This is a genomic window from Chryseobacterium proteolyticum, assembly GCF_046591535.1.
In the GTDB taxonomy this organism is placed as follows: Bacteria; Bacteroidota; Bacteroidia; order Flavobacteriales; family Weeksellaceae; genus Chryseobacterium; species Chryseobacterium proteolyticum.
In genome coordinates this window covers 569,048-587,061 of the sequence record NZ_JBJLWK010000003.1, presented here as the reverse complement: position 1 = coordinate 587,061, position 18,014 = coordinate 569,048, and the positions used below count along the sequence as shown (strand labels likewise).

Here is an 18,014-nt window from a genome sequence, read left to right as displayed (position 1 = left end):
TTTTTAAATTAAATTTAAAATGAACCCCATACAAGAGTATTTCTACAGAATTGAAGAACCTGATAGAAGTACTCTTTTGTTTTTGCGGAAAAAGATCCTGGAATCTGATCCGGATAACATAACAGAGACACTAAGCTTTGGATTGCCCTTTTTTAAATACAAAAAGAAGATGCTTTGCTATTTGTATTACAGCAAAAAATATAAGAAACATTATGTAAGCTTTTATCATGGAGACAGACTGAATGCTCCGGAATTGCTCCAGGAAGGCAGAAAGAAGTTTAAAATCCTTTTAATTGACATGGATAAGGATTTACCCATACAGCTTATTTTAGAGCTTTTAAACGAGGTAAAAAAATTTATTAAGGTTAAACCTTAAACAAAAAAAGCAGCTTCTCCTGAAACTGCTTTTATATTTTTCTGATTGAAATTACTCTTTCATTTTAGCAATGATATCCAACCCTCCTTTTGTGATATCTCCGATTTTACAAATAATCTCCGTGTCCAATGGTAAGAAAACATCCATTCTTGAACCGAATTTTATAAATCCAAATTCGTGCCCTGCTTTTGCCTGATCTCCTTCATTACAATAGAAAACAATCCTTCTGGCTACATAACCCGCAATCTGCCTGAAAACAACTTTGTGATTCGTTAAACTTTCTATCGCCACAGTTGTTCTTTCATTTTCAGTAGAAGACTTTTCGTGCCATGCTACCAAATATTTTCCAGGATGGTATTTTTTATAGATCACCTCTCCGGAAACGGGATATCTGCAAATATGTACATTCAGGGGTGACATGAAGATAGAAACCTGTATTGCCTTCCCTTTCAGAAATTCCGTTTCTTCCACTTCTTTAATCATAACCACTTTTCCATCTACCGGTGCAATCACATTCTCTTTATGATCAAGAATTTCCCGGTTGGGAACTCTGAAAAACCAAAATATAAGGCTGTACGCAACCAATAAAGGCATAATGATCAAAAGCGACCACATTTTAAGAAAATAAATTGCTGCAACACCAATAATGATGAAAAGGATGGTTGCTACAGTGATCGTTCCTTTCGATTCTCTATGTAATTTCATGAGTTTAAATAAATTTTTCTAAAATAAAGTACAAATATACAACAGGAACGCAGATTATAAAACTATCCAGTCTATCTAATACACCTCCGTGCCCTGGAATAATGTTTCCGCTGTCCTTAACGCCAAAACTTCTTTTAAGCTGGCTTTCTACCAGATCCCCAAGCGGAGCAAATGAAGCGACGAGAAAACCTACAACGATCCAGTTTCCACGCAGATCGTGTTGATATTTTTCAATAAAGTAAGACAATACTAATGTGAGAATAACACCTCCCGCATAACCTTCCCAGGTTTTTTTAGGAGATATCTTGGGTGCCATTTTATGTTTTCCAAAAAATTTTCCCGTAAGATAGGCAAATGTATCACTGCTCCAGATCAGAATAAACAGGAACAACACTTCTAAAGAAAACGAATTATCAAAATTAGAATATTTTGGAAGTCCCAGAGCAAAGCTAAAAGGCAGTGCAACGTAAATGACCGTAAAAATCAGTTTCCCGCTATCGTAGTATAATTCTGTAGGATACTTAAATAAAGTAACTACAGCTATCCCTATTAATGACAATGCCAATATTTCGCTTAGCCTGAAATCAAAAAAGAAATCATGATAGAAGTATCTTTTGGAAAACATGTAAAAGATAACCGCAATAACGGGAAAAACAACCCACTTTTCATATCCTTTTCCAAACTTCATGATCTTCACACACTCCCATGAACCCACCAGCATTAAAAATGTTATTAAACCGTAGTACAGGTATTGCTGTTTAACGAGGTCCGGAGATATGGTATTGATCAGTTGGGCTCCGAGTGGAGTTGCACAAAGGATAATAACCGCAACGTACACAATCCCTGAAATGGTTCTTTGAATGAGATTTTTGTCCAAAATGTATAATTTAGAAATTGATGCTTAATCTTCAAGCAGCAATAAAAACAGTTTTGTATTGGAATTAGAGGATGTATCTAATTTTGACTGGCTTCCGCTGATTGAAGTCAGGTTTTTGATATTCCCATTACGCTTTATTTTCCCCATGGCATCATTCAGGTTATTAACGATCTGAGATACGTTAGCCATGATAATAATCTTACTGGGTAGTCTCGACGAATGATAATGGAGAATGTTATTGTGCGACAGCATAATTCTTCCGTCGTAAGCAATAAGATATTCACAGGTTATAAATGCAGCATCATTGGAATGTTCCAGCTCCGAAGTAAAGGGAGTTTTTACAACATTCAAAAAATTTTGAAGTTCCTTATCCCAACAAAATATATTGTGAATGCCCTCTATTTTAATGATTTGATTCAAAGTTTGTAGAGCCTCCGCTTCATCTGCACAATAATTAAAAAATCCCCCCGAATGCGTAAATAATTGCGCAAACTTATAATCGAGATCTGCATTTTTCAGCGAATCCCCTAGCTTTTCCAAACTTTGGTTGTCATCTTCCTCGGGTTGGTTAGTTAGTTTGCTTACAATTTTTTTTAAATAAACTCAACTTAATGTTTTTTAGTCAACTTTATACAAAAATAGAAAATAAATTATAATAGATTCCAAAAATGTACGTTTAAATATGAAAAAACCTGGCAATTTTGAAATTACCAGGTTTTATTTCTTTTATTTTTTAAGAATTTTAAAGTTGAGTCGGGCTTTCCGGAGCCTGAATTTCACTTTCTTCTTCTTTATCCTTGATTAGAGGAATTGTATTCGTTACCGGTCTTTCCGTCAACTCAGGATCCCAGGCTCTTTTACCGAATATTTCTTCTAAATCCTCACGGAAGATTACCTCTTTTTCCAGAAGCTTACCAGCCAGCGCATCCAGCTTATCTTTGTTTTCTGTAAGGATCTGTACTGCACGTGCATATTGATTTTCGATAATCGATTTGATCTCTACGTCAATCTTATTCGCAGTTTCCTCAGAGTAAGGTTTTCCAAAATTGTATTCCGACTGTCCTGAGCTATCATAGTACGAAATGTTACCGATATTTGGACTCAATCCGTAGATTGTAACCATAGCCTGAGCTCTTTTCGTTACTGTTTCAAGGTCAGATAATGCACCGGTAGAAATATTATTGAATATTACTTGCTCTGCTGCTCTACCTCCCAGAGTTGCACACATTTCATCCAGCATCTGCTCAGTAGTAGTAAGCTGCCTTTCTTCCGGAAGATACCATGCTGCTCCCAGGGAACGTCCTCTTGGAACGATCGTTACCTTTAAAAGTGGAGAAGCGTGTTCTACCAACCATGAAATGGTTGCGTGACCGGCTTCATGATAAGCAACTCTTTTCTTTTCAGAAGGTTTTATTGCTTTATTTTTCTTTTCAAGACCTCCAATAATTCTGTCTACCGCATCAAGAAAATCTTGTTTTGTCACCGAAGTATGGTTATTTCTTGCTGCAATCAGTGCTGCCTCGTTACAAACATTGGCAATATCGGCTCCACTGAAACCAGGAGTCTGTTTTGCTAAAAACTCTCTGTCCACATTATCATCCAGTTTGATTTTCTTTAAGTGAACATCAAAAATCTGTCTTCTTTCGTGTAATTCCGGAAGGTCTACAAAGATTGAACGGTCAAAACGCCCTGCCCTCATTAAAGCTTTATCTAAAATATCAGCCCTGTTGGTAGCAGCCATTACAATAACATTGGTATCAGTCCCGAAGCCGTCCATTTCTGTAAGAAGTTGATTGAGGGTATTTTCTCTTTCGTCATTTCCTCCTGAGAAATTATTTTTTCCTCTCGCACGTCCAATGGCATCGATCTCATCAATAAAGATAATGGCAGGAGATTTAGCTTTCGCCTGAGCAAAAAGGTCTCTTACTCTTGACGCCCCAACTCCTACAAACATTTCAACAAAGTCTGAACCCGAAAGCGAAAAGAAAGGTACTTTTGCTTCTCCGGCTACTGCTTTCGCCAATAATGTTTTACCAGTTCCCGGAGGACCTACCAAAAGAACTCCTTTTGGAATTTTACCTCCCAGTTTTGTATATTTTTCAGAGTTTTTAAGAAAATCTACAACTTCTTGTACCTCTTCTTTTGCTCCTTCTAATCCTGCGACATCTTTAAATGTTACCTGAATTCTTTCTTTTTCGTCAAAAAGTTTTGCCTTAGATTTACCGATAGAGAAGATTTGTCCTCCAGGACCTCCACCTCCACCCATCTTTCTGAAAAGAAGGAAGTAAAATAATCCTAAAATAGCAATCCATATCAATGCAGAGAATAAAATATCCATGAAAGGATTTTTACCCGCTCCATAATCTTTAGTCGTTTTAATAGCCGCATTTTCTGCTTTTATCTGATCAAATTTTTGAAGGAAAAGCTGAAGATCTCCGTATTTCACTGTGTAATCAGCTTTAGGAGCCATATCGAATGCTGACAAAGGATTGTTTTCTTTGGTGTTTTTATTCACCATTGCTGTTTTAGCAGCCTGAGTTAAAAATACATCAGCCTTTTCAGTGTCTTTATATATAATAATATTCTGAACTTTTCCCGATTGCATTTCTCTGAAGAAACCGTCTTCATCAATAGCTTTTGCGCTGTTGTCTCCTAAAAAGTTGGATCCAAAAAATAACAAAAGAGCTATGATCGCAATTGGAAAAAACCAGTTAAATCCTTTATTGTTCATTTATACTTTTTAAAATTAAATTTCATTTTCAATTTTGGTGATTTTCGCATCACCCCACAATTCCTCAATATCATAGTACTCACGCACCTGCTTTTGGAATATGTGAACGACCACTGTTACATAGTCTACCAAAACCCACATTGCATTATCCGTTCCTTCTACGTGCCAAGGTCTGTCATGAAGTTCGTTTCTAACTTTCTTCTCTACACTCCCCGCCAATGCAGAAACCTGTGTATTAGAGTTTCCACTGCATATTACAAACGTTTCTGCTACTGAGTTTTCGATGTTGGAAAGATCAAAGATCATAATGTCTTCTCCTTTTACATCCTGGATAGCTTCAACGATTTTATCTATTAATTCTTGCTTTTCTACTGTCTTATTCATTAAAAAAATACTATAATCTGCAAATTTATTGTTTTTTCTTTACTTTAACCTTACTTTTACCCTTTTAAAGTCTTAAAGTTTTCTTAAATGGCCCAACTGTTCTATCTAAAAGAGTGCCCTTCTACTAATGACGAAATTTCAAAGTTTTTACTTTACGAAAATTCAGATTTTATTGCTTTACATACATTTAATCAAACCAAAGGTCGCGGGCAATATGGAAATACATGGTCTTCCACTGCTGAAAAGAATGTAGCTTACACATTAGCTGTGAGTACTCATCATTTCACGCTTTCGGATTTTATGTTCAATTATTATACCGCAATTATTATCAGGGATTTCCTTGCCAATATGACTGAATGTGATGTAAAGATAAAATGGCCTAATGATATTATTCTTAAAAGTAAGAAAATAGTTGGAATATTGATTGAAAAGAAAAAAATTAATCAAAAAAATTATTTCATCATCGGCGCAGGATTCAATGTTCTTCAGGAGAATTTTGATGAAATTTCGAACGCAAGCTCGCTTTCTGTTCTTACAGGTAAGAGATTCCGTCTTGAAGAATTTACTGTAAGTCTTCATGATTTCCTGATTGAAAAACTGAGCAACATTCCGACTGATGGAGAAATCCTGAAACGATTCAATGATCTTTTATTCCGTAAAGATGAGATCTCTGTTTTTGAAATCGATAAAAAGAGACAAAATGGCATTATAAAGTTTTGCGACGAAAAGGGAGAAATCTGGATTGAATTGGAAGAAGGCCTTCGTTCTTTTTACCATAAAGAAATCAAACTTCTTTACTGATTTGCTCTTTTCAGATAAAGATATAATGCAATCGGAAAGAAAATAAGGTTGGGAAACCACATGGCCAGAGCCGGAGACATGCTCTTATTTTCGGAAACTACTTTTAAAGCCTCAAATGAGAATACAAATATAAATGCAAGAGAAATACCTATTGCAAGGTTAATTCCCAAACCCCCCCCTCTTCTTTTGTGAGGAAAGTGAAAGTGCCAGAAATGTCAGGATAACAATAGAAACAGGCATGGAAGTCCTTTGGTACAACTCATTTAAATGGGTATTCAGGTTACTGTTTCCTTTTTCTTTCTCCCTTTGGATAAACTTTAAAAGCTCCGGAGTGGTTTTATTCTGCCCTAAAAGCTCATTTGGGAAAAGTTCTTCAGGTGCATGCCCATAGCTTTTCCTTAGTTCAGTTCCGTTTTTCAGCTTTTCAGAATCATCTTTATTAACATTTTTCTCAGTATAATTATTGAGAACAAATTGTTTTTTATCCTGATCCCAATACACATCAGAAGCTTTCAGTTCATAAAGCATCTTTCTGTTGTTATCAAATTTCTGGAATATAAAACCGGACCCCCTTCGCTCCCTCTTGTTCCAGGAGTTGATAAAAATATATTCTGTTCTGCTGAGCTGTGCCGTTACCGGTGCTGTTCCCAAAACTTTTTCTTTATTGGCTGCATTGTAAGTATAAGCTTCCAGCTCATTTTTTTTTGATATTTGCCCATGGGAGCACAAAATGATTGACAACCAAAGATATAGACGCAATAAACAAAGAAGTAATTAAATAGGGCTTTGCAAAGCGATGAAAACTCGCTCCACTACTGATCACAGCAACAATTTCTGTATTATTTGCCATTCTGGAGGTAAAATAAATTACCGATATAAATACCAGAATAGACAAGAATGTCATGACCAAATTAATGATCCAGAACGGGTAAAAATGAACGAGAAAATAAGATAGATTTAATTTTGCATCAATTGCTGTTGCATTTTCTATCCTTGGAATTTTCTGCTGAACATCGATCACCAAAACAACTATAGACAATAATATAAGCATGAAACCAAAAGTTCCAAGATATTTTTTGATGATATACCGGTCTATAATTGTAAACATAATTTCCTTTTATAATCTTTGTCTGAGAACAGGAATAACAGATTTTTTCCATTCATAGAAATCACCTGCCAAAATATGCTCCCTTGCAACTTTTACCAAATCCAAATAAAAAGCCAGATTGTGGATGGATGCAATCTGCTTGCCTAAATATTCTTTAGAAACAAATAAATGGCGAACGTATGCTTTTGAATACTCTTTGTCTACAAAACTTGTCCCAAACTCATCCAAAGGCGAAAAATCACGTTTCCACTTCTCATTCTTCAGGTTCATAACCCCTTGCCAGGTAAAGAGCATGGCATTTCTGGCGTTTCTGGTTGGCATTACGCAATCCATCATATCGATACCTAAGCCGATAGATTCCAAAATATTCCAGGGAGTTCCTACCCCCATAAGATACCTTGGCTTTTCTTTAGGAAGAATATCTGTTACTTCATCTGTAATTCTGTACATTTCTTCTTCAGGTTCTCCTACAGAAAGTCCACCAATTGCGTTTCCTTCAGCACCGGCCTCTGAAATCACCTCTGCGGATATCTTTCTCAAATCGGAATAAGTAGAACCCTGAACAATAGGAAACAATCTCTGTTTATAACCATAGAGTTCCTGGTTTTCTTCAGTCCAGTCAATACATCTTTTCAACCAACGGTGGGTGAGTTCCATAGATAATTTTGCCTGATTATATTCGCATGGATAGGGAGTACATTCATCAAATGCCATAAAAATATCTGCCCCGATCTGTCTTTGGATTTCCATAGATTTCTCCGGAGTAAAAAGATGATAACTTCCATCGATATGCGATTTGAATTTCACACCTTCCTCAGACATCTTTCGGCTTCCTGAAAGCGAAAAAACCTGAAAACCTCCGGAATCTGTAAGAATAGGAAGATCCCAGTTCATGAATTTATGTAATCCTCCGGCCTCCTGCATAACATCCATTCCCGGACGTAGATAAAGATGGTAGGTATTCCCTAATATGATCTGCGCCTTAATGTCTTCTTTTAATTCTCTCTGGTGAACTGTTTTTACACTGGCAACAGTTCCTACGGGCATAAATATAGGCGTCTGAACCTTACCGTGATCGGTTATAAGTTCACCTGCCCTAGCTTTCCCTTCAGAGGTTTTTTCTATATTAAAAAATTTCATTTGTATATTTTATTAATTCATCATCATTGGTTGATCTCCAACGAATACATTCTACATTAGTTTGATAAAACAGGAGGACTTAAATTCTTCTTGATTTTATCTTTGACATATTGATCTGCTTTCGGATCTTTTTTTAATAATATTTTTTGAGCATCATCAGCAATCCCACTCATCTTTTGCTCTACCACATAATACTTAAAACTTGCAACAAAGTCATCCGGCTTTACATTATGAGTTTTAAGAACAAAGCGGGTTCCGCTTTCCAAATTGGTATTCTGAAACATAAAAGTAGCCTGATCATTGATTGCCAAATCAGCAAGAATCTCTGACATTGTACCCTCAGAAACAAGATTCTTAGGCTTATCAATGTACTTCTTACAGGAAAATACAAGCATCAAAACAAAAAGAAAAATTAATTTTTTCATAATCTGTTAATTAATGATTTCCATTTTAAATTTAAACCCCAAAAACCGCTTCATGGATAATTCCGCCATTCATTTTACTTTCTCCTAAAATACGGTTGGTAAAAATAATAGGAACTTCTACAATTTTGAAGCCTTTCTTAAATGCCCTGAATTTCATTTCAATCTGAAAACCATATCCTTTTAATCTTACATTATCCAGATCTATATTTTCCAGAACCTTTCTTGAAAAACATACAAAGCCTGCCGTTGTATCATGAATTGGCAATCCCAGGATGAACCTCACATACTTTGAGGCAAAATAAGAAAGCAAAACCCTGCCCATAGGCCAGTTAACCACATTTACTCCTTTGGAATAACGGGAACCAATAGCCATATCAGCCTGTAAGCAAGCCTCATACAATCTTGGAAGATCATCCGGATTATGGGAGAAATCGGCATCCATTTCAAAAATATAATCATAATTATTTTGAAGAGCCCATTTAAATCCATGGATGTAAGCTTTTCCTAAACCATCTTTAACGTGCCTTACGGATAAATGTAAAGAATGGGGAAACCTTCTTTGAAGCTCCTTTACAATGGTGGCTGTTCCATCCGGTGAAGAGTCGTCCACCACAAGAATATGAAAGTCATCTTCCAATGCAAAAACCGCGGAAATAATATTTTCAATATTTTCCTTTTCGTTATAAGTTGGAATAATGACAAGTTTTTTCATTTCAGTTTGCAAAGATAGTTTATTTAACCTTTTTATTTTATACAAAATATTCTATAATTTTGCAAAAAACAATCGATTGCTATTATCACAAAACTTCGTAAACCATGTAAGGATTCCTGAAAACAATGATTGGGTAATCTTTATATTGCTGGGCTGCATATTTTTGTACCTTTTTATGATGAATATTGTAGAAAGAGGAGCCAATCTAAAAGATTTCCTTCTTCAAAAATATTTTGATGCCAGTAATAATTTAGCAAGCTGGATAATAACTTCCTGTGTGGCCACCCTCACCCTCGCTGTACTTCTATCTCAATACATTCCAATTGTTCCTAAATATATTGCCGACCTACAGATTTTAGGATATCAGATGAACAAATTTGGATATTGTCTATTCGCAATCAGCATTTTTTATCTAATAAAGTCAACTTTAGGATTTTTATTTTATCAAAGTATAGGTGACACAAAAAAATGGCTTATTTTTTATTTTACCTCCACTAAATTTTATTTCATTTTGTCTTTTTTACTAATAATTCTGTGTATAACCCACTATTATTTCCCAGTCGACAGAAATAAAATATTTTCTTACTATTTGATATTCTTTTCTTTTGTGTTTATTTTTAAAGTTTTTTTCTATTTATTTCACAAGAACAAGGTCTTACCTGAAAAATGGTATTATAAATTTTTGTATATTTGCACCCTCCAAATCGCACCATTATTGTTGCTTTGGAAATTGTTATTTTTTTAATAAAAGTCAATGATGAGAATAAAGTCTATATTGGTTTCTCAACCAGCGCCTAGTGAGTCTTCTCCATATTTGGATATAGCGAAGAAGGAAAAAATAAAGATCGATTTCCGTCCGTTCATCCATGTAGAGGGGGTTGACAATAAAGAACTTAGGACACAAAAAATAGATCTTACGCAATATACTGGCATCATCTTTACCAGTAAAAATGCTATAGACCATTACTTCAGATTAGCAGAGGAACTGCGTTTTGCAGTCCCGGATACCATGAGATATATCTGCCAGTCCGAAGCAATTGCGAACTACCTTCAAAAGCACATTGTCTACAGAAAGAGAAAAATCAGCTTTGGGGAGAAAAACTTCTCAGACTTGCTGCCTCTTTTCAAAAAGTTTCCTACAGAAAAATATTTATTGCCTTCTTCAGATGTTTTAAGTCCTGATATCGTTAAAACATTAGATGCGGCAAATATTGACTGGACAAGAGCTATCATGTACAGAACGGTATGCAGTGATCTGAGTGATATCAACATTAAAGATTATGATATGCTGATATTCTTCAGTCCGCAAGGAATTAAGTCGCTTCAAATGAACTTTGAGGATTTTAAACAAGATGAAACCAAAATTGCCGTTTTTGGAAACACGACTTTAAATGCAGCCGAAGAAGCAGGATTGAGAGTAGATGTAATGGCTCCTACCAAGGAAACACCATCTATGACAATGGCACTTGAAAAATATATTAAAAGCCTTCATAAATAGGTTTTAATATTTTACATAAAACAGCCGTCTTTTCGATTAAAGGAAAGATGGCTTTTTTTTAATTACATTTGAACAAGAATTAATATTGAATGAAATGCCTTATTCATATTTCTATAGTGAAAAATTGATATGGCATTCCACATGATTCACAGACCTATAAAAATCAAACTACCGGATGAAAGCTCCCCAGCCAAAAAAAATAGAAAAAATACTCGAAATACACGGAGACAAAAGAACTGATAATTATTTCTGGCTCAATGAAAGAGAAAATCCCGAAGTCATAGAATACATCGAACAGGAAAATGCTTACGCAGATTTCATGATGAAGGAAACGGAAGATTTTCAGGAAGAGCTTTATGAGGAGATGAAGTCTCGCTATAAAAAAGATGATGAATCACTTCCTTATTTTTTTAATGAATACTGGTACATGGTTCGTTATGAGGAGGGAAAGGAATATCCTATTTTTTGCAGAAAATATAAAACCCTTGACAACCCTGAGGAAATTGTACTCGATGTAAATATCCTTGCTGAAGGAGAAAGCTTTTTCGAAGTTGGAAGTGTTGCAGTAAGCCCGAGTAATAAGATCGCTTCTTTTTCATCTGACAATGTCGGAAGAAGAATATATTCCATCAATTTCAAAAATCTGGAAACAGGAGAAATCCTTTCGGATAAAATAGAAAATACAACAGGAAAGGCAGTCTGGGGAAATGACAACCAACATATTTTCTACATCAGAAAAGATGAGAGTTTACGTGCGTTCCAGGTATACAGACACCAACTGGGAACTGAGTCATCGGAAGATGTTTTGATCTTCCATGAAAAGGATGATACCTTTGATGTAAATGTCTTTAAAACAAAATCTTTGCAATATATATTCATTGCAAGTTCAAGCACTATCTCTGATGAACACCGGTTCATTCCATCTGATGATGTCTTCGCTGAATGGAAAATTATACAGCCCAGAATAGATGATCTGGAGTACTCCGTTGAGCATTATGAAGACGAATTCTACATCATCACCAATGCTGATGATGCGTTCAATTTTAAGCTTGTAAAAACTAAAATTGACAACTGCGGGATGGAAAACTGGGTAGATGTGATTCCCCACCGTGCTGAAGTCCTGCTTGAAGGGTTCGAAATATTTAAAGACTACCTTGTCCTTGAAGAAAGAGAGCAAGGTTTGTTACAGATAAAAATTATAGACGAAAAAACTCAGGAAGCCTATTATCTTCCTTTCTCAGATCCTACTTACACAGCCTATATTGGAATCAATCTGGAGTTCGATACGGAAATTTTACGATACGGTTATACATCTTTAACCCAACCAAGTTCCACTTACGAATACAACATGAAAAGCAAAACCACCGTACTTCTTAAGCAGCAGGAGGTTTTAGGAGGGAAATTTTTCCCTGAAAATTATATCTCGGAGAGAATATGGGCGGATTCAAGAGATGGAAAAACAAAAATTCCTATTTCACTGGTTTACCATAAAGACACAGAAAAATCAGAAAATACTCCCCTACTGCTTTATGGATACGGAAGCTATGGACATACCGTAGATGCCAGCTTTTCAAATGTCAGGTTATCTATTTTGGACAGAGGCTTTATCTATGCAATTGCCCATGTCCGCGGTGGTGAATACCTGGGAAGAGAATGGTATGAAGACGGTAAAATGTTATTTAAAAAAAATACCTTCTTTGATTTTATAGATGCCGGAAAATACCTGATCAAAGAAAACTACACTTCATCGAGGCATCTTTATGCAATGGGAGGAAGTGCCGGAGGATTATTGGTAGGGGCTGTAGTTAACTATGAACCTAACCTGTTTAACGGCATTGTTGCGCAAGTCCCTTTTGTAGATGTGGTAACTACAATGCTGGACGAAACCATCCCATTGACCACAGGAGAATATGACGAATGGGGAAATCCTAATGATGAAGAATATTATCATTATATGAAGGAATATTCCCCGTATGATAACGTAGAAGCGAAAGATTACCCGAATATGCTCATCACCACAGGACTGCATGATTCCCAGGTACAGTATTGGGAACCTGCAAAATGGACTGCCAAGCTGAGAGAACTGAAAACAGACCAGAATCTTTTACTTTTCAAAACCGACATGAGTGCAGGACATGGAGGAGCAAGTGGAAGATTTGAATCATTAAAAGAAGATGCATTAGAATATGCGTTCCTGTTGATGATTGATAAAAGATAATGTATAAACGATAAATAATGGATAATCCGGATTACAATCAAATTTTCGCATTGAAAACAAAACAATTAGCCATTAGTATTATCAATGAATTATCAAATCTACCTTATCAGGAAGCTTTTGCTGTGATCAGAAAGCAAATATATCGCTCTTCTACTTCAATGGCGGCTAATTATAGAGCAATGTGCAGGGCCAGATCACAAGCCGAAAGATATTCAAAAATATCAATCGTGATCGAAGAAACAGATGAAACTCTCTTCTGGCTTGAAATGCTTGAAGAGCTAAACTATGTCAAAAGTGAGACTTTAATAGATTTAAAAATTAGAGCTGAAGAAATTTTAAAAGCAACTTCTTCATATAGAAAGATGTTAAAGACATAGTCTTTCATCATTTATAAACTATCATTTATCATTTATAAATTATGATTAACGAATCCGAATACTGGAAAAAAATAGAACAATTTTTTGAAGATAACTTTCAGACTGAAAAAAATCCTCCCATTGAAACTTTATTGTTTCTTATTGGACTTCAGGAACTTGGAAGTGGTCATCAAAAATATTCAAAAGATGACAAACTCAATATTCTTCATATTGCAGTTTGCAGATTACTGGAGCCCTTTGGCTACTATAAGTTTACGCATTATGAAGATGGATGGCCCCAATTTGATAAATTAGAGGACCTTCCTGAACTCAGAGCTAATGAGCAAACCTTATTAATGAAAAAGGCCATCATCCAATATTTTCAGGATGAGGAGCTTCTTTAAAATTGAAATGTGGCAGTTAATCATTTTAAACTGCCACATTTTCGTTTTTAATATAATTTCTTAATTGTTGAATATATGTCATTCAATATTAATGAACGGCCAAAACTTCGTGAAGTTGACTCAAGCCCATTTTAAATCCTTCTTCAAAGCCCATTTCAAGATGTTTCTTTAAAGCCTCCTGGGATTCGAAATGGATATTGATTGTTACTTTCGTTCCCTCTTCAATTCCAGTGAATCCGATCAGCCATTGGGCTTGCGGAAAATCATTATTAATATTTCCGTTTTCATCACAAAAAGCATCTATCCCATCGAAGCTTCTGTGTTCCATAATTTCCCCATATTTAAGCTGTCCATACATTTTTTCCCCTTCGGGACCTATCATTGCATAATGCCAGATTCCATTCTCTTTAAAATCCATTTTTACCGTTTCACATTTCCAGGGTTTTGGAGCCCACCATTGGTCTAATAATTCGGATTTGGTAAAATAATCCCACACTCTTGAAACATCAGCTTTGTAAATAATCATTACATAAATGCTGTTTGCGTCAAAATCTTTGTTAAAAATGATATTTGATTCCATACGTAATTATTTTTAACAAACTTACTTCTTTATTTGTAGGTGAGGCTTTTCATAAGACAAGTTATTTTTGATTTATAAAAAAATTGTTAAAAAACATGGTTTTAAGAAAAAAAATACAATTTTTTGGCTCGTTTTTTGTTTATCAAGTCTGAAAACAATTAATTTTAACATTCATCATTCCGAACAACCTAAAACAAGCTAATGAATAATAAATTCATCCCAATAATTTCAGTGTTTATGACAATATCATTGATTGTCTTTGTTACACTCCAATTTTATTGGTTGAAAGGATATTATAATGCTTTAGAACAAGATTTTTCGAATAAAGTCTATGCGGCTTTAGAAAATACAGCAAAAAATATCTCTGAAATTGAAGTGGAAAAGTACCTGAATGAAGATTTTAAAAATTTCAGAAAAAATGTCATTTCCAATAATAATCAACCTTCTTTAACTACGATCCAGCAGGTAGAGGATTCTGGGGCTCAGAGGCAGATTATTTATTCTAAAAATATCATTGAAAAAACACAGCTTCCCATTTCTCAGAAAGGAGATTCATTAAAGCTGACAACCTTATATACGGACGAAGCCGCTTACAAACTGAAAAGAGATACCACCAACCGGGAACTGCTTACGGCTGACATTAATCAAGATATAGAAAGTGGAGATTACTCTATGAAGGAGTTTGCCAAAGTATATGGAAATAACCTTCCGATTACTAAAAGAGTGGATGATGCTATTCTGGATTCTGTTCTCGCTAAAGAACTGAAAATGAAAGGCATTACCGCAAAGTTTGGTTTCGGGGTTACTGATAAAAACAATAAACTCACAAGTGTTTTTAACAAAGTATATAAGGAGAAAAAGGATAATAATACATATAGCTATCCTCTTTTTACAGACAAAAAGGACCGTACTTTATACAGCCTGGCATTGGTTTTCCCTAAAAAAGAATATTCCTTAGCCATGAATAACTGGCCGATGCTTTTGGGAACCTTCCTTTCTTTGCTTACGATATTGGGAATCTATATCATCTCCATCAACTATATGATGAGACAAAAGAAACTGGCAGAAATAAAAACGGACTTCATCAATAATATGTCGCATGAGTTCAAAACTCCTTTAGCGACTATTTCCGTTGCTACGGATTCTCTGGCGAATGACAAAATTGCCACTAACCCGGAAAAGGTAAGATATTATTCCAACCTGATCAAGCAGGAAAATCTTCGGATGAAAAAACAGGTGGAGAATGTCCTTAATATGTCGAAGCTTGAAAGAAATGAAGTTAATCTGTTCCTTAAAGAAACCAATGTAAGAGAACTGATCAAAAAAACGACAGAATCATTTAATCTTATTGTAGCACAGAGAAACGGTTCACTGACGGAAGAGTTTACTGCTGACAGATATACTTTTAAGATCGATGAGTTCCATATTTCCAATATGCTGGTGAATTTACTGGATAACGCCAACAAATATTCTCCTGATACACCGGATATCAAAATCAAAACAAAAAATGAAGGCAACTTCTATGTGATTGAAATTTCCGATAAAGGAATGGGTATGGAAACACAGAATAAAACTAAAATCTTTGAAAAATTCTTTAGAGAAGAAACGGGAAATATCCATAATGTAAAAGGTCAGGGATTAGGGCTTTCGTACGTTAAAAAAAATTGTAGAACTTCATAAGGGCCAGATTATCGTGGAATCACATAAGGGAGAAGGAAGTGTATTTACGATAAAACTTCCCATGACATAGAAAAATAGACAGGAAGCAATAAAAGATAAACCAAATAACAAATATAAAAGAAGAGAGAGTGAGGAAGTTCATTCTTATTATTAATTTTTAATTTTTAAAATTATGAGCAACAGAATATTATTAGTAGAAGACGATCAGAGTTTCGGAGCTGTTTTGAAAGATTATTTAACCATCAATAATTTTGAAGTAACTCTTGCAACAGATGGAGAGCAGGGGCTCAAAGAATTCACAGAAAATGAATTTGACATTTGTATTTTCGACGTGATGATGCCTAAGAAAGACGGGTTTTCATTGGCAGAAGATGTAAAAAAAATAGATAAAAATACTCCTATCATTTTCCTTACTGCAAGAAATATGAGGGAAGACATCCTGAAAGGATATCAGTTGGGGGCAGATGATTATATTACAAAACCATTTGATACGGAATTACTTTTATACAAGATTAAGGCAATTCTTCAGAGAAGCTCAACCCTGGAAAATGAAGAACAGGAACAGTTTAAGATCAGCAATATTTTCTTTGATTCTATGCTGAGACAATTAAGAGTAGGTGACAAAGAATACAAACTTTCTCCGAAGGAAAATGAATTGCTTAAGCTTCTTTGTATCCACAGAAATGATTTTATGCCAAGAGACCTTGCATTGAGAAAGATCTGGAAAAAGGAAAACTATTTTACTGCAAGAAGTATGGATGTTTATATCGCAAAACTTCGTAAGCTCTTAAAAGATGATGAAGGACTGGAAATCATCAATGTTCACGGAGAAGGATTCAGACTTTTAGTTAAGAATTAATTCCAAAAGAAGATTATAAATATAAAATTAGCAAAACAATTGAAAATGTTTTGCTAATTTTGTTTTATACGATAGGATATGAAAAATATATTTTTAGGTCTTGCTGCTTTTTCTCTGCTTACTGTTTCCTGTAAAAAAGATGAAAGAGCAACTTACATTAAAGAAGAGGCATCCATTCAGCAGCCTGCATTAGCTGTTAATAATACTCCAAAAGCTTCTATTTTAGATCAGGCAGGCATAAAGAGCAATGTGCAACCTGTAAATTCAGCTCCACCTGTTACCGCTCCGGGAATGAATCCACCCCACGGACAACCGGGACACCGTTGTGATATCCCTGTAGGACAGCCATTAAACAGCAAACCGTCTCAAGCCCAGACCACTCAAAATGTTGTGGTAAATAATAATGGATCTCAAACGATACAAATCGATCCCAATTCACTAAAACCAGGAAAATTTACGGTGGATAATAAAACAGGAAAGGCGGTAAAAACTGCTCCGGGCATGAATCCACCTCACGGACAACCGGGACATCGCTGTGATATTCCTGTAGGACAACCTCTCAATAGTAAACCGGCTCCGCAGCCTGTTCAAAATGCTGTACAAAACACTCCCGTTTCAGCTCCTGAACAAAGTCTGGCAACTGGTGAGAAACCGAAATTAAACCCCGCTCACGGACAGCCTTTTCACAATTGTTCTGTAAAAGTAGGTGATCCATTACCATAATTTTTGTAATTTTGCCATCGTGAAGTTATTTCAGATCATAACCCTTATCTTCTGCTTAGGAATTTTCTTGATTCCTAAAGATAACTTCTATATGATGTCAACCCAGCAGACCTGCTGTAAGGCGGACGCTAAAAAAGACGACTGCTGTAAGAACCATCAATCAAAATCATCTAAAGAACACGAAAAATCAAAATCATCTTGCAACGATGATTGCTGTTCAACATGTGTGGCTTGTTTTTCATATATAGAAACTCCTTTTTCCAAAGGTTTTCTATTGGAATTATCATACTATAAAGCCAATAAAAAATTACTTTTCCAATATTGTGATCCTCATCTTTCGGATCGTTTAAAAGAGATTTGGGAACCGCCAAAGCTAGCTTAATTAAAAATACAGCAGGTTCATTAGAGCGCTAATGGACTATTTTTTAATTAATCTA

At 35.3% G+C, this 18,014-nt stretch carries 17 protein-coding genes and 3 pseudogenes; 10 read left to right on the top strand and 10 right to left on the bottom strand.

Annotated elements, in window-relative coordinates; all coding sequences use genetic code 11:
- Positions 1-19 precede the first annotated feature (19 nt).
- Complete coding sequence (locus ACJ5H0_RS13710; protein ID WP_411249933.1) at positions 20-376, top strand: DUF1801 domain-containing protein; 357 nt, start codon at positions 20-22, stop codon at positions 374-376.
- Between the two features lie 51 nt (positions 377-427).
- Here the strand turns inward: ACJ5H0_RS13710 and ACJ5H0_RS13705 are convergent, their stop codons facing one another.
- From ACJ5H0_RS13705 to rsfS, 5 genes are all read right to left on the bottom strand, one after another.
- Complete coding sequence (locus ACJ5H0_RS13705) at positions 428-1,081, bottom strand: phosphatidylserine decarboxylase family protein (protein WP_411249932.1); 654 nt, start codon at positions 1,079-1,081, stop codon at positions 428-430.
- Positions 1,082-1,085: 4 nt separating this feature from the next.
- Entirely contained in the window at positions 1,086-1,958 is an 873-nt protein-coding gene (locus ACJ5H0_RS13700) for a phosphatidate cytidylyltransferase (protein WP_273650433.1), read from the bottom strand.
- 24 nt (positions 1,959-1,982) lie between these two features.
- A complete protein-coding gene (locus ACJ5H0_RS13695; protein ID WP_411249931.1) occupies positions 1,983-2,498 on the bottom strand; it encodes an LUD domain-containing protein in 516 nt (171 codons plus the stop codon).
- Between the two features lie 202 nt (positions 2,499-2,700).
- Complete coding sequence (gene ftsH / locus ACJ5H0_RS13690; protein ID WP_172282205.1) at positions 2,701-4,689, bottom strand: ATP-dependent zinc metalloprotease FtsH; 1,989 nt, start codon at positions 4,687-4,689, stop codon at positions 2,701-2,703.
- Positions 4,690-4,704: 15 nt separating this feature from the next.
- The gene (rsfS, locus tag ACJ5H0_RS13685; RefSeq protein WP_172282203.1) at positions 4,705-5,073 is read right to left on the bottom strand and encodes a ribosome silencing factor; all 369 of its coding nucleotides are present in this window, start codon (positions 5,071-5,073) and stop codon (positions 4,705-4,707) included.
- Between the two features lie 87 nt (positions 5,074-5,160).
- Here rsfS and ACJ5H0_RS13680 point away from each other — a divergent pair, with 87 nt between their 5' ends.
- Positions 5,161-5,874 (top strand): biotin--[acetyl-CoA-carboxylase] ligase, encoded by a 714-nt coding sequence (locus ACJ5H0_RS13680; RefSeq protein ID WP_306613405.1) that lies wholly within the window; start codon positions 5,161-5,163, stop codon positions 5,872-5,874.
- Here ACJ5H0_RS13680 and ACJ5H0_RS13675 read toward each other — a convergent pair.
- From ACJ5H0_RS13675 to ACJ5H0_RS13660, 4 genes and pseudogenes are all read right to left on the bottom strand, one after another.
- A pseudogene (locus ACJ5H0_RS13675) lies at positions 5,868-6,982 on the bottom strand (LptF/LptG family permease). The gene ACJ5H0_RS13680 and the pseudogene ACJ5H0_RS13675 overlap by 7 nt on opposite strands.
- A gap of 9 nt (positions 6,983-6,991) precedes the next feature.
- The gene (tgt, locus tag ACJ5H0_RS13670) at positions 6,992-8,122 is read right to left on the bottom strand and encodes a tRNA guanosine(34) transglycosylase Tgt (protein WP_172282187.1); all 1,131 of its coding nucleotides are present in this window, start codon (positions 8,120-8,122) and stop codon (positions 6,992-6,994) included.
- A gap of 56 nt (positions 8,123-8,178) precedes the next feature.
- Complete coding sequence (locus ACJ5H0_RS13665) at positions 8,179-8,547, bottom strand: DUF4296 domain-containing protein (RefSeq protein WP_172282185.1); 369 nt, start codon at positions 8,545-8,547, stop codon at positions 8,179-8,181.
- Positions 8,544-9,259: pseudogene (locus ACJ5H0_RS13660) on the bottom strand (polyprenol monophosphomannose synthase). Before ACJ5H0_RS13660 ends, ACJ5H0_RS13665 begins: the two are co-directional and overlap by 4 nt.
- Between ACJ5H0_RS13660 and ACJ5H0_RS13655 the strand changes: the two are divergent.
- The 5 genes from ACJ5H0_RS13655 (at position 9,243) to ACJ5H0_RS13635 (ending at position 13,735) form a co-directional block, all read left to right on the top strand.
- Positions 9,243-10,004 carry a DUF4271 domain-containing protein gene (locus ACJ5H0_RS13655; protein WP_273650429.1) on the top strand — a complete coding sequence of 254 codons (762 nt, stop codon included), beginning with the start codon at positions 9,243-9,245 and terminating at the stop codon, positions 10,002-10,004. The pseudogene ACJ5H0_RS13660 and the gene ACJ5H0_RS13655 overlap by 17 nt on opposite strands.
- A 12-nt stretch (positions 10,005-10,016) precedes the next feature.
- Positions 10,017-10,757: a uroporphyrinogen-III synthase gene (locus ACJ5H0_RS13650; RefSeq protein ID WP_172282435.1), complete on the top strand. Its 741-nt coding sequence runs from the start codon at positions 10,017-10,019 to the stop codon at positions 10,755-10,757.
- 175 nt (positions 10,758-10,932) lie between these two features.
- Entirely contained in the window at positions 10,933-12,975 is a 2,043-nt protein-coding gene (locus ACJ5H0_RS13645; RefSeq protein ID WP_411249930.1) for a S9 family peptidase, read from the top strand.
- Positions 12,976-12,992: 17 nt separating this feature from the next.
- Positions 12,993-13,352, top strand: coding sequence for a four helix bundle protein (locus tag ACJ5H0_RS13640; protein ID WP_345990969.1), 360 nt, complete (start codon positions 12,993-12,995; stop codon positions 13,350-13,352).
- Between the two features lie 41 nt (positions 13,353-13,393).
- Complete coding sequence (locus tag ACJ5H0_RS13635) at positions 13,394-13,735, top strand: hypothetical protein (protein WP_172282177.1); 342 nt, start codon at positions 13,394-13,396, stop codon at positions 13,733-13,735.
- A gap of 88 nt (positions 13,736-13,823) precedes the next feature.
- Here the strand turns inward: ACJ5H0_RS13635 and ACJ5H0_RS13630 are convergent, their stop codons facing one another.
- The gene (locus ACJ5H0_RS13630) at positions 13,824-14,315 is read right to left on the bottom strand and encodes an SRPBCC family protein (RefSeq protein ID WP_411249929.1); all 492 of its coding nucleotides are present in this window, start codon (positions 14,313-14,315) and stop codon (positions 13,824-13,826) included.
- A gap of 201 nt (positions 14,316-14,516) precedes the next feature.
- Between ACJ5H0_RS13630 and ACJ5H0_RS13625 the strand changes: the two are divergent.
- The 3 genes and pseudogenes from ACJ5H0_RS13625 to ACJ5H0_RS13615 all read left to right on the top strand — a co-directional run bounded on the left by ACJ5H0_RS13625 (position 14,517) and on the right by ACJ5H0_RS13615 (position 17,577).
- A pseudogene (locus tag ACJ5H0_RS13625) lies at positions 14,517-16,065 on the top strand (sensor histidine kinase).
- Between the two features lie 102 nt (positions 16,066-16,167).
- Positions 16,168-16,854 carry a response regulator transcription factor gene (locus ACJ5H0_RS13620; RefSeq protein ID WP_007842513.1) on the top strand — a complete coding sequence of 229 codons (687 nt, stop codon included), beginning with the start codon at positions 16,168-16,170 and terminating at the stop codon, positions 16,852-16,854.
- A 78-nt stretch (positions 16,855-16,932) separates the two neighbouring features.
- The gene (locus tag ACJ5H0_RS13615) at positions 16,933-17,577 is read left to right on the top strand and encodes a hypothetical protein (protein WP_411249928.1); all 645 of its coding nucleotides are present in this window, start codon (positions 16,933-16,935) and stop codon (positions 17,575-17,577) included.
- Positions 17,578-18,014: the final 437 nt, after the last annotated feature.

Excerpts from the sequence above, each read along its gene's own strand:
- ACJ5H0_RS13710 (WP_411249933.1), top strand. The coding sequence starts at position 20 with ATGAACCCCATACAAGAGTATTTCTACAGAATTGAAGAACCTGATAGA.
- ACJ5H0_RS13705 (WP_411249932.1), bottom strand. The coding sequence starts at position 1,081 with ATGAAATTACATAGAGAATCGAAAGGAACGATCACTGTAGCAACCATC.
- ftsH (WP_172282205.1), bottom strand. The coding sequence starts at position 4,689 with ATGAACAATAAAGGATTTAACTGGTTTTTTCCAATTGCGATCATAGCT.
- rsfS (WP_172282203.1), bottom strand. The coding sequence starts at position 5,073 with ATGAATAAGACAGTAGAAAAGCAAGAATTAATAGATAAAATCGTTGAA.
- ACJ5H0_RS13680 (WP_306613405.1), top strand. The coding sequence starts at position 5,161 with ATGGCCCAACTGTTCTATCTAAAAGAGTGCCCTTCTACTAATGACGAA.
- tgt (WP_172282187.1), bottom strand. The coding sequence starts at position 8,122 with ATGAAATTTTTTAATATAGAAAAAACCTCTGAAGGGAAAGCTAGGGCA.
- ACJ5H0_RS13665 (WP_172282185.1), bottom strand. The coding sequence starts at position 8,547 with ATGAAAAAATTAATTTTTCTTTTTGTTTTGATGCTTGTATTTTCCTGT.
- ACJ5H0_RS13655 (WP_273650429.1), top strand. The coding sequence starts at position 9,243 with ATGACAAGTTTTTTCATTTCAGTTTGCAAAGATAGTTTATTTAACCTT.
- ACJ5H0_RS13650 (WP_172282435.1), top strand. The coding sequence starts at position 10,017 with ATGAGAATAAAGTCTATATTGGTTTCTCAACCAGCGCCTAGTGAGTCT.
- ACJ5H0_RS13645 (WP_411249930.1), top strand. The coding sequence starts at position 10,933 with ATGAAAGCTCCCCAGCCAAAAAAAATAGAAAAAATACTCGAAATACAC.
- ACJ5H0_RS13640 (WP_345990969.1), top strand. The coding sequence starts at position 12,993 with ATGGATAATCCGGATTACAATCAAATTTTCGCATTGAAAACAAAACAA.
- ACJ5H0_RS13635 (WP_172282177.1), top strand. The coding sequence starts at position 13,394 with ATGATTAACGAATCCGAATACTGGAAAAAAATAGAACAATTTTTTGAA.
- ACJ5H0_RS13630 (WP_411249929.1), bottom strand. The coding sequence starts at position 14,315 with ATGGAATCAAATATCATTTTTAACAAAGATTTTGACGCAAACAGCATT.
- ACJ5H0_RS13620 (WP_007842513.1), top strand. The coding sequence starts at position 16,168 with ATGAGCAACAGAATATTATTAGTAGAAGACGATCAGAGTTTCGGAGCT.
- ACJ5H0_RS13615 (WP_411249928.1), top strand. The coding sequence starts at position 16,933 with ATGAAAAATATATTTTTAGGTCTTGCTGCTTTTTCTCTGCTTACTGTT.